This window comes from Streptococcus devriesei DSM 19639 (genome assembly GCF_000423725.1).
GTDB classification, from domain to species: Bacteria; Bacillota; Bacilli; order Lactobacillales; family Streptococcaceae; genus Streptococcus; species Streptococcus devriesei.
In genome coordinates this window covers 121193-136032 of sequence record NZ_AUIN01000014.1, presented here as the reverse complement: position 1 = coordinate 136032, position 14840 = coordinate 121193, and the positions used below count along the sequence as shown (strand labels likewise).

Genomic DNA, 14840 nt, shown 5'->3' with positions numbered 1-14840 from the left:
AGCTATCGTTTCCAATAGTTATCCCCCGCTAAAAGACAGGTTACCTACGCGTTACTCACCCGTTCGCGACTCAGTTAATTCGATGGAGCAAGCTCCGGTGAATCAACTGCGTTCCACTTGCATGTATTAGGCACGCCGCCAGCGTTCGTCCTGAGCCAGGATCAAACTCTCAGTTATCCTTAAGTTTGAGCGCTTAACTCACTTTGTGTCATCGCTGACTTATTGTTTCTTGACAGGTTACTTCCGTAACCCGCACTTGGTTCGTCTTGTTCAGTTTTCAAAGGGCTTCACCTCTTGCGAGGCAACTACTATATTCTATCAGCTCTTTCCCCCTTTGTCAACTCCTTTTTTCAACTTTTTTTGGCCGGCATTGTTGTAAATACCCTTCTTCCCCGTAACCGCGCGCCGTCAAGCCCGATAGACTGCAGGCTAAAAGGCTGGAGGCAAACACCTTGAGGGCTCTCAGAAAAGCCGGAGACTGCTCCCGTCCTATGCTTAGGTGTCTGATAGAGATGATACTATAAAAAAGGCATAGACAATACCAGCCTATGCTTTTCTCTGTTTTTTCTAATAGATAACGAGGCATTGTGGGGAACCTAGTTAAGGGACAAGCTTAATTGACTGCCTCAACAAGAGCTCGGGCTATTTGTGATACGCTTTGGTAGCCTTCCTCAGAAACTTTTTTGGTGAGTGTTCCCCCTATACCGACTGCACAAGCACCGGCTTCTTTCCAATCTCTGATATTGTTGATTGTTATGCCCCCAGAAGGCATGAGTTTAATATCAGGAAGCGGGCCGTGTACAGCTTTAATAAAGTTCTTTCCTACAGTTTCACTCGGAAATAATTTTATTATGGTTGCCCCCATTTTTGTTGCTTTTACAATCTCTGTTACTGTAGCACATCCCGGTGTATATTCAATATTGTGCTTATGTGCATACTCAGCTATTTCTTCCGAACAGTGCGGACTGACTAGAAATTTTGCTCCTGCCCTATCAGCCAGTTCTGCTTGATCACTATTCATGACAGTCCCCGCTCCAATGATAACCTGTTTATCTCTTTTGTAATAATTTGTTAATTCTTCAATAACTTTATCTGCGTTTGGTGTTGAAAAGGTGATCTCAATATTTTTGATACCTCCGCGTACTGAATATTTAGCAATTTCAATAGCATCTTTCTCACTTTTCCCGCGGATGACCGCGAAAAAATAGTTATTTAACAACTGTGCTGTAATCATATCAGCCTCCCTTAGTACTATTTAAAAATACTCTTATAAGCAGCTTTTAAATTTGGAAATACTCCTTGATATTTTTCTGAATCAGGCAGCGTTTGGCTCAACTCCTTAGAAACCAGACAGACATCAACTCCTGCATTTTGGGCAGCTTTCGCACCTGTCAAGGAATCTTCAAACGCAAGAGCATCTTCAGGAAATTTACCAGCCAAACTAAGAACTTTCTTATATACATCTGGTGCCGGTTTTAAAAACTCAACTTGATCTCCTGTCACGACATAGTTAAAAAAGCAGCAGAGCTCTTTTGAGTTTAGAAGCTCATAAACACGTTGATTATTTGAAGAAGACGCAAGAGCAATTTGATAGCCGTCTTTTTTTAAAAGGCTCCCCATTTCTACTGCAAAATATGATGTCGGAACCTTATCTTCTGCCAATTTTTGATAAAAATAATCTTCTCGAATTTTCCTAACAGCTTGCAGCGTAGCCTCATCCAAAAACTTACCCATAGCGAGATTATTATCGTGAGCACTTTGACCAGCCATCGAATAGATAAACTCATCACTAACACTGATGTCAAAGGTTTTAAATCCTTTTCTCCATCCTTCTGCATAGATTTTTTCAGAGTCAAAAAACAGTCCATCCATATCAAAAATCACTAATGACTTCTCTTGAACTTGTATTTTAGAACTCATCATCTTCATCTTCCTTTAAAGAATCACTGATATGCCAGATAGTTTCTCTTGAAGGTATGAACTGTTCCAGACTCTCAACGGCTGTTTCTATATCAGAACCTAAAATTTTATGGTTGAGAACTTCTAAAATCATAGGTAGATTGACATTGCTAACAACAAAAACCTTTTCAGCCTGCTCACTGCTTAACTGTCTAACAGCAAGAACTGCTTGGTTGTAAGGAGAAGCACCGATCAAATCTACAAAAACAATCGTTCCATTTGTCAAATCTGATTCTTTAATTTTGCCAGATAAGCGCTCTCCAAACGCTTCCACACTTTCCCCAGCTGATAGTTTTTCTGTTTGTATATCTGAAACGTCTCCCAAAATAACAGCCAAAGCATCCTTAAAGCCTGCTGAAAGTTCACCATGACTGGCAATAATAATATCCAATTGTTTCACCTCCTGTATCTGATTCTTGGTTTAAAACCAAGGAGCCTTACTGATCCAACTAGAGCTCAAATTTTTTCAAAACTTCATCCAGCGATGTTTTTGCCGCTGCCGGTGTTGCTTGAAAATAGATATCATTAACACCATGATGTTCTTTTAAATCTTTTAACAGTTCTGCATCTGTCTTATTTAAATGAACAGATTTTGTCACTAAAATGTCATCCTCACCTTTCTTAGCAATTCCACCAATATTAAGTTCAGAAACAGGAATGCCATATTTCACTAAATCTACAATTGTTTTAACAGTTTTAGCAATTAAAATACAGCTATATTCTTTAAATTGGTACTCATCCCAATAGTATTTAGCTTTTTCTTCTGACATGACAATGGTTTTCTGTCCCGTTCTGTTGCCGGCACTTTTGTACAAATCCTTCATAAACTTATCTTGAGCAACGACATCGTCAACAACAAAAATAGAATTCACACCATTGCGCTGGGATAAGGTGATCATGACCTGACCATGTATCAGACGCTCATCAACCCTCGCTAAATTAACATTTCCCATATTTTTTTCCTTTTCTTCCTTGCACTATAAGATTCCAATTGCAGCCAAAAGAGCTAAAATAAGCGTCAGCCACAGCAATGATTGTGTAACTTTCAGACCTTTTTTAACATAGTATAAATAGACTCCTATAACTACAGCCAAAGGCAATAATCCTGGAACAATCTTATCCAGTAAATCCTGAATAACAAACTCTTTGCCTGAAAGCTTAAATTTCAAGCTAGACGTCACTGTCACATAATTTCCTGCTAAAACCCCCATCATAAATAAGCCTAAAATAGACAATAAATTAATGGCATTCTGCACACCAGTGCTATGCATCAAACTTGTTGCATTGCGTCCCAAAGAGAAGCCTTGCTTGGCGAAAAATAAACCGACAGATAATTGGTAGATAGCAAAGCAAACAAAAGGGAACAAGGCTCCCAACGCATTACCTGACTGCGCCCATGGTACAGCAATGGCTATAAAAATATACTGTATGGTTCCGGAATCAATAGCATCACCAATCCCTGCTAAAGCTCCCATCAAACCAGCCTTTGTGTTATACATTAAATCATCACTCATAGTGATTTCTTCATGTGCATTTTCTTGGCGTGCCCTTTCCCGTTCCATAGAAGCCATAAGACCGGTTATAATACCGCCTCCCCAAGTCAGCTGTGTGTTAAAAAATAGCAGTTGACGTTCATAAGCTTCTCTTCTTTTTTCAGGATCTTTATACAGTTTATTCAAGACCGGCATCATTGCATATAGTAAAGAAGATGCTATATAGCGATCAAATGAATGAGGAATTTCATTTGCAAAATGCCATCTTAAATAAGCTTTATTAACATCTTTTTGGCTAATTTCCTCAGGCTGATTAGCAGTAGTCGTTTTACTGATAGTTGAAGTCATTTTCTCTACCTCTCATTTAAAAATCATCATCGTCATCTTCTAAACTACTTGATGACTTCGAGGAACCGGCGGCCTGTGTATTTGTTTTAGTAGCCATTACAAAAATCACAGCCACAATCGTTCCCAATATCGCATAGGTTACCATAGTTACATTAGAATCCTTAAGAATAACACTGGCGAAATAAGCTAAAAAGAAGAAAACCAGATAATCTCTACGTCCAATAACATAGATAGTTGTCGCAATACCGATAGCTGCCAAACCGCCGCCTACAACTTCCAAAACGTGTAAAATAACGGTTCCTTTTAGAGCAGCGATAACATCAGCAATGACCGGCGTTCCCCAATATAAAGCGACAAAAATCAAAGGAACAAATAAGATAAATGATGCCAGAGTTGGATATAAAATGATTGAACGTTTAATAGCTTTTTCATCCATCTTTTCAACGGCACGATCGGTATATTTACCAAGAAACGTATTCAGAAAGAAACGAAATTGGTACAAATAACTTCCTAGCAAGCCTACAGGAACTGCTACTGCAATGGCTGCCTGAGGTTTTAATTGACCCAATAATGCTACCGGGACAGCAATTGCAGCAGCAACCGCTGGTTCAGAAGGCATTGAGCCCCCCGGTGAGAATACACCCATATAAATCAATTGCAGCGCTGCTGTAACAATCATGGCATGATAGACATCCCCCATGACAAAACCGCAAAACAGTCCTGTCATGAGAGGTGAAAACCGCAGAGTTAACGTTGCACCGCCACCCAGCCATCTGGACATAATAGCGGCAACCCATAAACCTATGGCTAAACTTTGAACAGCTGTTAAAGTTTCCATCTTTTTTCCTCCTATTTTTTATTTGCAATATAGTCTTCCAGCTTCAATAGTTTTTCTTTGAGGTTTTTTTTACTGGTATCCACTGGAATCAAGTGAACTTTTTCTTTGCTATCCATGAAATCTACTATATCGTTGATAACGCTTTCATTTTTAGGGAAAATTCCCATATTAGTCAAGGAAGTTGGCAAATTCATTTTATTGTAATAAGGCAGCAAGTCATCAATAACATTCCACTTATCTTCAAGCGCTAATTGGTAAAATATGCCATAGGCAACTTTTTCACCATGTAAATAAGAATGACTTTTCGGAATATATTTAGCAATTCCATCATGTAAAGCATGGGCAGCTGCGTTGCGTGCATATTTATCGCCTAACCCGCCAACAAGACCTGCTGTGGCAAAAATAATTTCAGAGCAATGAACAAATTCATCTGTAACATTAACATTTTTCATGTCTTCAATGGCCTTACTTCCGTCCCGCATAAGAATATCTTTGGCAATAAGAGCTGTGTAACGGGCCAACATCACAAAAGGTTCACTCTGTAAAAAAGTTTGCTGGGTTATCATATCACTCTCATACCATTTAGCCAGAGTATCTGCTATTCCAGCGATAAAATAATTAACAGGCGAATCAATAATCAATCTGGGATCAGCCAGTAAAAAACGAGCCTGCTGCAGAAAATGCTCAGTTTTCCCTTCAGCTTCTCCGCTCTCTTTATACATTACTGACAAAGGGGTCCATGGCGCACAATTGCTGGCTAACGTCGGTATGAGACCGAAAGGTACATTCGCAATATTACCAGCATAGCCTACAAGGTCAGCAAGCTTACCGCCGCCAACTCCTATAATAAAATCTATTTTATCTCCCTTCACCTTATCAACAATCAAATCTGCACCATAGTAGCTACACTCACCTGTGTATTGATGAAATTCAAACTCAAAATCCGAAGTATTTAAAAACGTCAGATAAGGTTTTGCCTTTTCCCAAGAGATGGTTCCATGGACTACCAGCACTTTTTTAGCCTGTGCAGAGTTAAGCAGTTTCTCGACATCCATGATGGCATTTTCGCCATAACGGTAATACTGCGGCCCAACTTTAACCTTAAAATCTTTCAGCATTTCAACCCCCTCCTTTAATCCATGAGCTTTCCGCTTGAACGCTGCGCACAGGTAACTTTCTTAAAGAAACATTTTCACAGTCTTCAACGCATTTTTCTCCCATTGCTTCTAGACACTCCATTGTGTAGGCTGAAGTATGCGGTGTAACAACAACATTATCAAATGCCAAATAAGGATGGTCAGAACGTCCGGGTTCAACTTCAAGAACGTCAGTGGCAAAACCAGCAATTTTCCCGGAGCTTAAACCTTCCACAATTGCCTCTTCTGAAATCAATGCTCCTCGTGCAGAATTTGAAATGTAAACATTGTTTTTCATTTTGGCAACTTCAGCTTTACCGATGAAATGATAATTCTCTTCAGTTAAGTTGGCACACAAACACAAGACATCTGACTGCGTTAAAACTGTATTAAAATCAACTTTTTCAGCACCAAATTGCTCAATCTCCGCCCTTGAACGGTAAGGATCATAAGCCAGTACTCGGCAGCGAAAACCATTTCTCACTGTTTCAGCGACACAGCTCCCTGTATTGCCGAGACCAATAACACCAACTATCTTATTGTAAAGTGTATGTCCGATAAACTGCGCCCGATCCTCCCATTTATCTTCCTTAACTCTTTGCTGCGCTTGACTGGTCTTACGCATAACGTTTAATAAATTGGTTATATTATTGCCCGCAACAGCATCACGTTCTACCAGAGCCGGGACAAGAGCGACAATTGTTCCATGAGCCTTTGCCGCTGCCAGGTCAACGTTATTATAGCCAATCCCGTGACGCGAAATAAGCTTTAAATCGTCCTTATATTCAAAAAACTCTTGGTTGAAAAACGGTGTCACACTGGCAATGATCATATCATAACCTTGCAAAGCCGCCGCCAACTCTTTTCCGGACACCGTCTGCTCAAATCTAAAATAATCAACTTCACCAAGCGCCTTTAAACGGTCCGTATGTTTCGGAAAAATTTTCCCAAAGCTACTGGAATTGACAATAGCAATCTTATGTTTCAGCATCTCTTCTCCTCATTCTTTTAATTTTACAGCATGACCGCCAAAACCATGTCGCAAGGCAGCAACCACCTTATTTGAAAAACTGTCAGTCAGCTTACTTGAATTCCTGACAAATAAAGAGTTGGCAATGACAGGAACAGGCACTTCTAGCTGTAAGGCTTCTTCGACAGTCCATTGCGCTTCACCATTAGCCTCAATAATACCTTCAATCTTTTCTAATTTAGCGTCATCCTTAAACGCTTCTCCAGCAATTTCCACCAGCCAAGAACGGATAACGGAGCCATGATCCCAAACATTAGCCACTTTTGCGTAATCATAGTTAAATCCAGACGCTTCCAATACCGAAAATCCTTCGCCAATTGCTTGCATCATTCCATATTCGATGCCGTTGTGAACCATTTTCAGATAGTGACCTGCAGACGGTTCAGGAACAAACAGACAGCCTCCTTCGATCGAAATAGCCTCAAAGAAATCCGCTATATCATCATAGACCTCCTGCTCACCGCCAATCATCAAACAAGCTCCGTGCCGGGCACCGGAAACGCCTCCAGAGGTTCCGCAGTCAATAAAGCCAATATCTTTTTCTTTAAGAGATTGATAATTTTTTAAGCTATCTTTAAAATTCGAATTACCACTATCAATAATAATATCTCCTGCCTGCAGGTTCTCTTTTAGCTTGTCAATCAAATGATTCGTTATTTCTCCTGCAGGTGTACTTAGAAGAATAATCTTCTTAGTTTCCAATGATTCAATTAAAGCACCAAGCGAATCTACCGTTTGAACACTTGCTCTTACTGCTTTTTTTCGAACCTTAGAATCCTCATCAAATCCTATAACATTCCAATCATGATCTTGAGCATTTAAAGCTAAATTAAACCCCATTTTGCCTAGGCCGATAATTCCAATTGTTTTCATAAACACGCTCCTCTGCTTAAATCTAAGCTTAGTATATAATAAAAATTTCGTTTTGTAAATATTATTTCGAAAAAATTTTTTTCTTTTGATTTTTATCTTCTTTTATCTTATAATTATTATCAAAAAGATGAGGATGGATACTCGTTTGAAAAATCAATACCTAAGCACCATTATTAATCGTCATAAGTATGAATTCAGCAATACAGATGAGCAAATCGCCAGATATTTTCTTTCCTTAGGTGATGATATTATAAATAAAACGATTGCTGTCCTATCAGAAGAAATTGGTGTCTCACAATCATCTATCTTTACTTTTGTTAAAAAAATAGGCTTTAAAGGGTTCCAAAACTTTAAATTATCTGTTGCTTCAAATCTAAAAAAGGAAAATCCCGACGACGGGCCGACTAATATTTTAACAAGTATCAATGATATTTCTGACTCAGATTCCAGTTCAGAAATTGCAGAGAAAGTCATTTATTCTAATATTCAATCGCTTTATTCCATCATCGAAACAATTCCCCAGATTCCTATCGATCAGATTATTAATATTATTGAAAAATCAAGAACTATTTATTTCATGGGAATTGGAGGCTCATCTATCCTCGCATGGGACAGCTATCATAAATTCTTAAGAACGAAATACAACTGCAGCTACATATTTGATTACCATATGCAGTTGAGTCAAGCTTCTAAGCTAAACGAAAAGGACTGCGTCTTTTTGTTTTCACATTCGGGAGAGTCTATCCAAACTATTGAACTGGCCCGCACTGTACACTCAAAAAATGGAAAAATTATTTCTTTGACCGGCAATCCAAAATCCGAATTAGTAAAACTGTCAGATGAATGTGTTATCGTTAATTCTCAGGATTCTTTATTTCGTGCTGAGTCTCTGACATCTCGAATACTATATTTAACAATCTTAGATATCATTTATGTGAATTTGATGTTCAGAGATGAGGCAGCTAATACCCGGTCATTGATGGATGTCCGCAACGCCTTAAAAATAACAAAAAACGGGAACATCATTACTTGGTAAAAAATACGTCATCTTTCTAATTTGAATTATGCTATTTATCCCATAAACAAATAAAAAGAGCAATAAGAACCTACATTTTATGATCTGGTTCTTATTGCTCTTTTTATATATAGCAGCAGAGACTGCTTTTTGTGCCTTTTTTTACTGCTGCGCTGAAACATAACAGCAAAACAGATTGTTGGATAATTTTGACTGTCTGTCCTGCTTTTTACTGAACTTTAAATTCTTTTTGATAGGTTTTTGCTTCTTCTTCGGTTGATAAGACAAAATGTCCCGGAGTGATTTCTCGCATCTCACGCACTTGTCCGTCTAATTCATGGGCAGGATCGTAAACCTTGTGAACGCGTTTGCGCTCTAACTCGGGATCAGGTTCAGGGACTGCTGATAAGAGACTCTTTGTATAAGGGTGAATTGGGTGATGATAAACCTCATCGGAAGTTCCAATTTCCACTAATTTCCCCCAATGCATGACACCGATACGATCGGAAATGTACTTAACCATGGACAAATCATGGGCAATAAACAGATAGGTTAATCCTTGTTCATGCTGCAGTTTTTGCATCAGATTAACAACTTGAGCCTGAATGGAGACATCCAGAGCAGAGATGGGTTCATCAGCGATAATAAATTTGGGTTCGACAGCCAATGCACGAGCTATCCCGATACGCTGGCGCTGACCGCCTGAAAATTCATGAGGATAGCGGGTCAGATGGTCTTTGTTTAGGCCAACCAAATCCAGCAATTCTTGAACTTTGGCATCGCGCTCTTCTTTGTTTTTTACCAGCTTATAAGTATCAAGCCCTTCAGCAATGATGTCTCTGACTTTCATGCGGCCGTTCAGACTGGCCTGAGGATCCTGAAAAATCATCTGTGCTTTCTTTCGAAAAGCAAAGAGGTCTTTTCCTTTAAGTTTTGAAATTGTTTCCCCCTCGAAATCAATTTCACCCTCATCAATATTATAAAGCTTCAGGATAGCACGGCCAATTGTTGTTTTACCCGAACCTGATTCTCCGACAAGACCGAAGACCTCTCCCTCATAGATATCAAAGCTGACATTGTCAATTGCTCTGACTTCATTGGCTTTGCCCTTATTAAATATCAAAGAAACATTCTTGACTTCCACCAATTTTTTACGATTTTCAGTCATTGTGCTGTTCTCCCTTCAAACTTTTCCATTTTTCCCAGCGTTTTAAAATTCTTTCTGGGGGTACAATTTTAGGAGCACGCTCATCCAGCAGCCAAGTAGCAGCATAATGAGAATCACTGACTTTGAAAAACGGCGGTTCCTCTTCAAGGTCAATATCGAGCGCAAATTCATTTCTCGGAGCAAAAGCATCACCTTTTGGAGGATGCAGCAGATCAGGCGGAGTTCCGGGAATTGATTGCAGGCTCCCGGCTGCTGTACTGGTTGTTGGCATGGAGTTTAAAAGTCCCCAGGTATAAGGATGCTGCGGGTTATAGAAAACCTCATCAACCGTCCCGTATTCGACAATTTTCCCGGCATACATAACGGCAACACGGTCAGCCATACCGGCTACTACACCTAAATCATGCGTAATAAAAATAATGGAAGAATCTGTGCTCTTTTGAATTTCTTTCATCAAGTGAAGAATTTGTGCCTGAATCGTAACATCAAGAGCTGTGGTTGGTTCATCGGCAATCAGAATTTCCGGATTGGTTGCCAAGGCAATGGCAATCACTGCACGCTGACGCATGCCTCCCGACCATTGGTGAGGATAATCATTGATGTGTTCCTCAGCATTAGGAATCCCGACTTTTTTCATGATATCCAAAGCACGCGCCAAAGCTTCTTTTTTACTCAGCTTTTCATGCTTGATGATAGGTTCAGCAATTTGCAGACCGATTTTCATAGTTGGATCTAAACTGGTCATCGGATCCTGAAAAATCATCGCAATATCATTGCCGCGAATAGTAACCCAGTCCTCTTCTTTTAAATCAAGCAGGTTGCGCCCTTTAAATTCAATATCCCCTGAGATTTCAGCATTCTTAGCCGAAAGCCCCATCAAGGTGCGTGTTGTTACAGATTTACCGGAGCCGGATTCCCCCACGATAGCAAGGGTTTCTCCTTTTTCCAAATCAAAACTGACATCGCGGATAGCCTTAACCTCTCCGGCATAGGTGTGGAAGTTGACATGGAGGTTATTGACCTGTAAAATTTTTTCTTTACTCATATTGTCCTCCTTAGTCCTGATCTGATTTTGGATCAAATGCGTCACGCAACCCATCACCCAGCAAAATAAATGCTAAAGAAATAAGCACCAGAGCAAGAGCCGGTAAAATAATCTGATAAGGGTAATACTGCAAGTTTTCCTGAGCATCCGAAATAAGAGATCCCAGAGAAGAAGTTGGCGGTTTTACCCCCAGATTGATAGCTGAAAGAATCGCTTCATACATGATTGCAGAAGGAATGGTCATCATAATCTGAACAATAATAACCCCAGAAATATTTGGCAGGATGTGCTTAAAGGCTATCTTAGGACCGCTTTCTCCTAAGGTCCTTGCCGCTAAAACAAAATCCCTTTCCTTATAGGACAGCGTCATATTTCTGACCTGTCTGGCCATTGATGTCCAGCCGGTCAAGGCAATAGAGAGGATAATAGACAATATACCGTTACCCAGTAATAGCCCCAGCATGGTAACAATGATCAGATTGGGAACAGATGAGATAATCTCAATAATCCGCTGCATGATTGTATCAACCATCCCTCCGATATAGCCGGAAGTCAGACCGTAAACAACACCGATAAGCAAGTCGATGCAGGTTGCCGCAACTGCAACTAACAGCGAAATGCGAATACCAACGATAATCCGTTTCCCAAGACTGCGTCCTAAGCTGTCAGTCCCTAATAAGAAATGCTGCCCTTCAGGAACCGACTGATCCTCATAAACATTGGAAGCAGCACTTGAACCCGGCATCTTGAACACTCCGTTCCATCCGGGAATGCCTAAACCGCTGTTAGGCGGTAAATTGCCATAAGTGGAAACCTTATCCGAATCAAAACTATTAGCATCCTTTTGTGTTACAAATAAAGGAGACAGCAGTGAAAACGTGATAAGCAGGGTTAAAAACCAGAGCGAAACAACCGCTAATTTATTTTTCTTTAAACGCCGCCAAGCATCCTGCAGGAAAGACAAGGCCGGCTTTTCAATTTTTTCCTGTGCACTGGCGCTTCCTGCACCAACGAGCACAAATGTCCTATTTTTATCTGCCATGTTACTCTCCTTACTGCAGCCGAACACGCGGATCAACGATGCTGGTGATAATATCAGTCAATAAAATCATCCCCATCAGCATCACCGCATAGACAATGGTTGTTCCCATAATAACAGGATAGTCATTTGATGGAATCGAATTGACAAACTGCTCACCGATTCCCGGGATAGAAAATATTCTTTCAATCAAGACCGAACCTGTCAACAGGTTAGCAGCCATAGGGCCCACTAAGGTTAAAACAGGAATCATGGAATTACGATAGGCGTGACGATTGGCTACCTGACGGTCTGTCAGTCCCTTAGCCCTCGCCAGCTGGATATAATCCGAATTCAAGGCTTCAATCATCTCACTTCTGACAAAGCGCGTTGTCACTGCAAATGGATTGAAGGACAGGGCCAAAGTCGGCAAGATGGTTTGAGAAATGCTGCCCCAGCCTGAAACCGGCAGAAACTGAAGACGATAACCCAGTATATTGAGCAGGAAAACTGCCAAGATGAAAGACGGAACAGAGTATCCCAGCGTTGAAATAACGCTTAAAAAACCGTCAATTTTATCATTTTGGTGCCGCGCAGAAAGAGCTCCAACGATCAAGCCCAGACCCACGCCTAAAATCAAGGCCTGTAGCCCGAGCTGAGCAGAAATGCCCAATCTTTGAACAATCAAGGTCGTTACCGGTTGGTTGACATACTGAAAACTTGTCCCTAAATCGCCGGTAAAGACATTTTTCAAATAAATTAAATACTGCTGCCACTCAGGCTTATCGAGCCCATACTGCACATTCAAGGCAGCGATGGCTTCCGGGGTTAATTTAGGATTATTAAAAGGAGTCCCTTTCATCGCCTTCATGAGAAAGAAAGTAATGGTGACAACTATAAATAAGGTCAGCAAAAGAATTCCTATACGTTTAAGAATATATTTAAGCATAATGTTCCTTTTCTTGGTTTTTATTGGAGCTTTTCCCAATAAAAACAAGAACTGGCCTAAGCCAATCCTTGCCATGTGTGAAATTGTCCTTATCTTAAGCCTTATTTTTTATAAGCATAAGTAAAGTCTACATTTAGTCCTGTAGAGCTGCGGATTAAGCCTTTGATACTAGGATTTTGCAAGCCCTTCATGCTGCGGAAGTAAATTGGGTTAACATTGGCTTCGTCAAATAAAGCTTTTTCTGCTGCTTTGTAGTCTGCAGCTGCTTTTGCAGGATCTAAAGCATCAGTCGTCACAGCTTTTTCATAAGCTTGGTCATAAGCAGGATTTGAGAATTTACCATTATTTTGTGAAGACTTGCTGGTGAAAAGACTGTAGAAAGTTGAACCTTCCGGATAGTCCCCGCCCCAGAGCGACATCACAATATCAAAGTTTTGTGTTTTTGAATCTTGCAGGCGTTGTTTGAAAGGAACAAGTTTTTCTTCGATTGTTAAACCTGGCAGTGCTTTTTCCCAAGCACCTTTGATGTAGTCAAGACCAGCCTTGGCTGTTGGTGAATCCGCATCAGAAGTAATGGTAAACTTCACTGATGTCTGACCGATTTCCTGCAGACCTTCTTTGAAAAGTTGTTTAGCTTTGTCTACATCATAGCTATAGCCGGGCGCTACTTCTTTTGATAAATCCTTACCGTCAACTTCAGCGAGTTTGTAAGGTGCTAAACCGGTTGCTGCACGTGAACCTGTCGGAACAACGGTATCAACATAAGCCTTACGGTTAGTAGCGTAGCTAAGCGCCTGACGGATTTTCTTATTTGACAGAGCCTTGTTGGCACCTGTTTGGTTATATTCAAAGTAAGTTGTTACAGCTTCATAAATATTAACAACGTCTTTGTTGTTTTTATTAGCCTTGTAAAGAGCCGGTGTGTTGGAAATTTCTGCCATATCCAGCTCACCGCGCTTGTACATCTGAACAGCAGTTTCCGGTTTCTTAACGGTTTGGATGTTAATGACTTTTGTCTTAACTTTGTCAGCATTCCAATAGTATTTATTCTTTTTAAGCTTGTAGCTGCCGTTGGTTCCATTCCAGCCTGTTGCAATGTAAGGTCCTGAATAGATCTGACTGTCAGAATTTGTTCCGTATTTCTTGCCGACCTTATTGACAAATTCTTCTTTTTGCGGCATAAAGCTCGTGAAGGCAAGGAGATATTCCATTTGCGGAGTTGGTGTTTCCAAGGTAAAGATAACTTTATTGCCCTTAGCTTTGACACCCAAGGCATTGAGATCTGTTATTTTTCCGCTGTTAATAGCCTTAGCATTTTTAACATGTGAATCAAGCGCTAAATTTGAGTACTCAGAAGCTGTCTTGGGGTCAATGATACGCTGCCATGAATAAACAAAGTCTTTAGCCGTAATGGCACTGCCGTCTGACCATTTGATACCCTTACGCAGTGTGGCCGTATAAGTCAGGCCGTCTTTTGACACCTCAACTTTTTTGGCCAAGTCAGGAACAGTTTTTCCTTTAGCATTCACACGAAGCAGATTGCTTCCTGAATTTCCGATAACGGTCCCAGAGTAAGTATCTGTACTCTTAGAAATGTCCAAAGAGTTGATTTCTGTACGGAAATACCAATTGATTTCATCTTTTGATGACTGTTTGCTGCCATTGCCGCAGGCTGCCAAAGCAGCAGCCGATGCCAAGGCAACTAAGCCCAGGCCGACATGTTTCCATGTACTTTTCTTTATTTCTAACATAATAGTCTCTCCTTTTTTATCCTTCAACGAGTTGAAATTTAAAAATAATGTCACAAATATTTTATCTTATTTTAATCTTTTTAGCAAGCTTTCAAAAAATCAGCTGCCACTCCTTTAAAAAGTCTGGAAAGCGTTTTAAGCAAGGGATTTGACCCGATGTTTTCTACTGGTTCCTCAAAAAATTTTTTTATTCTCTCAGCCTTTTGCCAGCTTTGTT

Annotated in this window: 15 protein-coding genes and 1 rRNA gene; 1 reads left to right on the top strand and 15 read right to left on the bottom strand. The window is 40.3% G+C overall.

The features are described from left to right. The 10 genes from G573_RS0104180 to gnd form a co-directional block, all read right to left on the bottom strand. Positions 1 to 177 (bottom strand): 16S ribosomal RNA (locus tag G573_RS0104180); the annotation flags it as partial. 436 nt (positions 178 to 613) lie between these two features. Then, positions 614 to 1231: a bifunctional 4-hydroxy-2-oxoglutarate aldolase/2-dehydro-3-deoxy-phosphogluconate aldolase gene (locus tag G573_RS0104175; RefSeq protein ID WP_152972554.1), complete on the bottom strand. Its 618-nt coding sequence runs from the start codon at positions 1229 to 1231 to the stop codon at positions 614 to 616. 20 nt (positions 1232 to 1251) lie between these two features. Continuing rightward, a complete protein-coding gene (locus G573_RS0104170; protein ID WP_027975532.1) occupies positions 1252 to 1923 on the bottom strand; it encodes an HAD family hydrolase in 672 nt (223 codons plus the stop codon). Further along, entirely contained in the window at positions 1910 to 2350 is a 441-nt protein-coding gene (locus G573_RS0104165; protein WP_037586741.1) for a PTS sugar transporter subunit IIA, read from the bottom strand. Before G573_RS0104165 ends, G573_RS0104170 begins: the two co-directional genes overlap by 14 nt. A gap of 58 nt (positions 2351 to 2408) precedes the next feature. Beyond that, complete coding sequence (locus G573_RS0104160; RefSeq protein ID WP_027975530.1) at positions 2409 to 2912, bottom strand: PTS sugar transporter subunit IIB; 504 nt, start codon at positions 2910 to 2912, stop codon at positions 2409 to 2411. 24 nt (positions 2913 to 2936) lie between these two features. Then, positions 2937 to 3800, bottom strand: a complete 864-nt coding sequence (locus G573_RS0104155) for a PTS system mannose/fructose/sorbose family transporter subunit IID (RefSeq protein WP_027975529.1) — start codon at positions 3798 to 3800, stop codon at positions 2937 to 2939. A 16-nt stretch (positions 3801 to 3816) separates the two neighbouring features. Continuing rightward, positions 3817 to 4638: a PTS mannose/fructose/sorbose/N-acetylgalactosamine transporter subunit IIC gene (locus tag G573_RS0104150; protein ID WP_027975528.1), complete on the bottom strand. Its 822-nt coding sequence runs from the start codon at positions 4636 to 4638 to the stop codon at positions 3817 to 3819. Between the two features lie 11 nt (positions 4639 to 4649). Next, positions 4650 to 5756, bottom strand: coding sequence for an iron-containing alcohol dehydrogenase family protein (locus tag G573_RS0104145; RefSeq protein ID WP_027975527.1), 1107 nt, complete (start codon positions 5754 to 5756; stop codon positions 4650 to 4652). 1 nt (position 5757) lies between these two features. Then, positions 5758 to 6765 carry a D-isomer specific 2-hydroxyacid dehydrogenase family protein gene (locus tag G573_RS0104140; RefSeq protein WP_027975526.1) on the bottom strand — a complete coding sequence of 336 codons (1008 nt, stop codon included), beginning with the start codon at positions 6763 to 6765 and terminating at the stop codon, positions 5758 to 5760. Positions 6766 to 6774: 9 nt separating this feature from the next. Further along, a complete protein-coding gene (gnd, locus tag G573_RS0104135) occupies positions 6775 to 7767 on the bottom strand; it encodes a phosphogluconate dehydrogenase (NAD(+)-dependent, decarboxylating) (protein ID WP_425423396.1) in 993 nt (330 codons plus the stop codon). A gap of 43 nt (positions 7768 to 7810) precedes the next feature. Between gnd and G573_RS0104130 the strand changes: the two genes are divergently transcribed. Continuing rightward, positions 7811 to 8713 carry a MurR/RpiR family transcriptional regulator gene (locus G573_RS0104130; protein WP_051175702.1) on the top strand — a complete coding sequence of 301 codons (903 nt, stop codon included), beginning with the start codon at positions 7811 to 7813 and terminating at the stop codon, positions 8711 to 8713. 208 nt (positions 8714 to 8921) lie between these two features. Here the strand turns inward: G573_RS0104130 and G573_RS0104125 are convergent, their stop codons facing one another. The 5 genes from G573_RS0104125 to G573_RS0104100 all read right to left on the bottom strand — a co-directional run bounded on the left by G573_RS0104125 (position 8922) and on the right by G573_RS0104100 (position 14623). Further along, the gene (locus tag G573_RS0104125; RefSeq protein ID WP_027975523.1) at positions 8922 to 9860 is read right to left on the bottom strand and encodes an ABC transporter ATP-binding protein; all 939 of its coding nucleotides are present in this window, start codon (positions 9858 to 9860) and stop codon (positions 8922 to 8924) included. Beyond that, positions 9853 to 10905, bottom strand: coding sequence for an ABC transporter ATP-binding protein (locus tag G573_RS0104120; protein ID WP_027975522.1), 1053 nt, complete (start codon positions 10903 to 10905; stop codon positions 9853 to 9855). The genes G573_RS0104125 and G573_RS0104120 overlap by 8 nt, the downstream gene beginning before the upstream one ends. Before the next feature lie 10 nt (positions 10906 to 10915). Then, positions 10916 to 11947 carry an ABC transporter permease gene (locus G573_RS0104115; RefSeq protein ID WP_027975521.1) on the bottom strand — a complete coding sequence of 344 codons (1032 nt, stop codon included), beginning with the start codon at positions 11945 to 11947 and terminating at the stop codon, positions 10916 to 10918. Between the two features lie 10 nt (positions 11948 to 11957). Continuing rightward, the gene (locus tag G573_RS0104110) at positions 11958 to 12872 is read right to left on the bottom strand and encodes an ABC transporter permease (protein ID WP_027975520.1); all 915 of its coding nucleotides are present in this window, start codon (positions 12870 to 12872) and stop codon (positions 11958 to 11960) included. Between the two features lie 101 nt (positions 12873 to 12973). Continuing rightward, on the bottom strand, positions 12974 to 14623 hold the full coding sequence (locus G573_RS0104100; RefSeq protein WP_027975519.1) for a peptide ABC transporter substrate-binding protein: 1650 nt from the start codon (positions 14621 to 14623) through the stop codon (positions 12974 to 12976). Positions 14624 to 14840: the final 217 nt, after the last annotated feature.

Excerpts from the sequence above, each read along its gene's own strand:
- G573_RS0104170 (WP_027975532.1), bottom strand. The coding sequence starts at position 1,923 with ATGATGAGTTCTAAAATACAAGTTCAAGAGAAGTCATTAGTGATTTTT.
- G573_RS0104160 (WP_027975530.1), bottom strand. The coding sequence starts at position 2,912 with ATGGGAAATGTTAATTTAGCGAGGGTTGATGAGCGTCTGATACATGGT.
- G573_RS0104155 (WP_027975529.1), bottom strand. The coding sequence starts at position 3,800 with ATGACTTCAACTATCAGTAAAACGACTACTGCTAATCAGCCTGAGGAA.
- G573_RS0104150 (WP_027975528.1), bottom strand. The coding sequence starts at position 4,638 with ATGGAAACTTTAACAGCTGTTCAAAGTTTAGCCATAGGTTTATGGGTT.
- G573_RS0104145 (WP_027975527.1), bottom strand. The coding sequence starts at position 5,756 with ATGCTGAAAGATTTTAAGGTTAAAGTTGGGCCGCAGTATTACCGTTAT.
- G573_RS0104140 (WP_027975526.1), bottom strand. The coding sequence starts at position 6,765 with ATGCTGAAACATAAGATTGCTATTGTCAATTCCAGTAGCTTTGGGAAA.
- G573_RS0104130 (WP_051175702.1), top strand. The coding sequence starts at position 7,811 with ATGGATACTCGTTTGAAAAATCAATACCTAAGCACCATTATTAATCGT.
- G573_RS0104125 (WP_027975523.1), bottom strand. The coding sequence starts at position 9,860 with ATGACTGAAAATCGTAAAAAATTGGTGGAAGTCAAGAATGTTTCTTTG.
- G573_RS0104120 (WP_027975522.1), bottom strand. The coding sequence starts at position 10,905 with ATGAGTAAAGAAAAAATTTTACAGGTCAATAACCTCCATGTCAACTTC.
- G573_RS0104115 (WP_027975521.1), bottom strand. The coding sequence starts at position 11,947 with ATGGCAGATAAAAATAGGACATTTGTGCTCGTTGGTGCAGGAAGCGCC.
- G573_RS0104110 (WP_027975520.1), bottom strand. The coding sequence starts at position 12,872 with ATGCTTAAATATATTCTTAAACGTATAGGAATTCTTTTGCTGACCTTA.
- G573_RS0104100 (WP_027975519.1), bottom strand. The coding sequence starts at position 14,623 with ATGTTAGAAATAAAGAAAAGTACATGGAAACATGTCGGCCTGGGCTTA.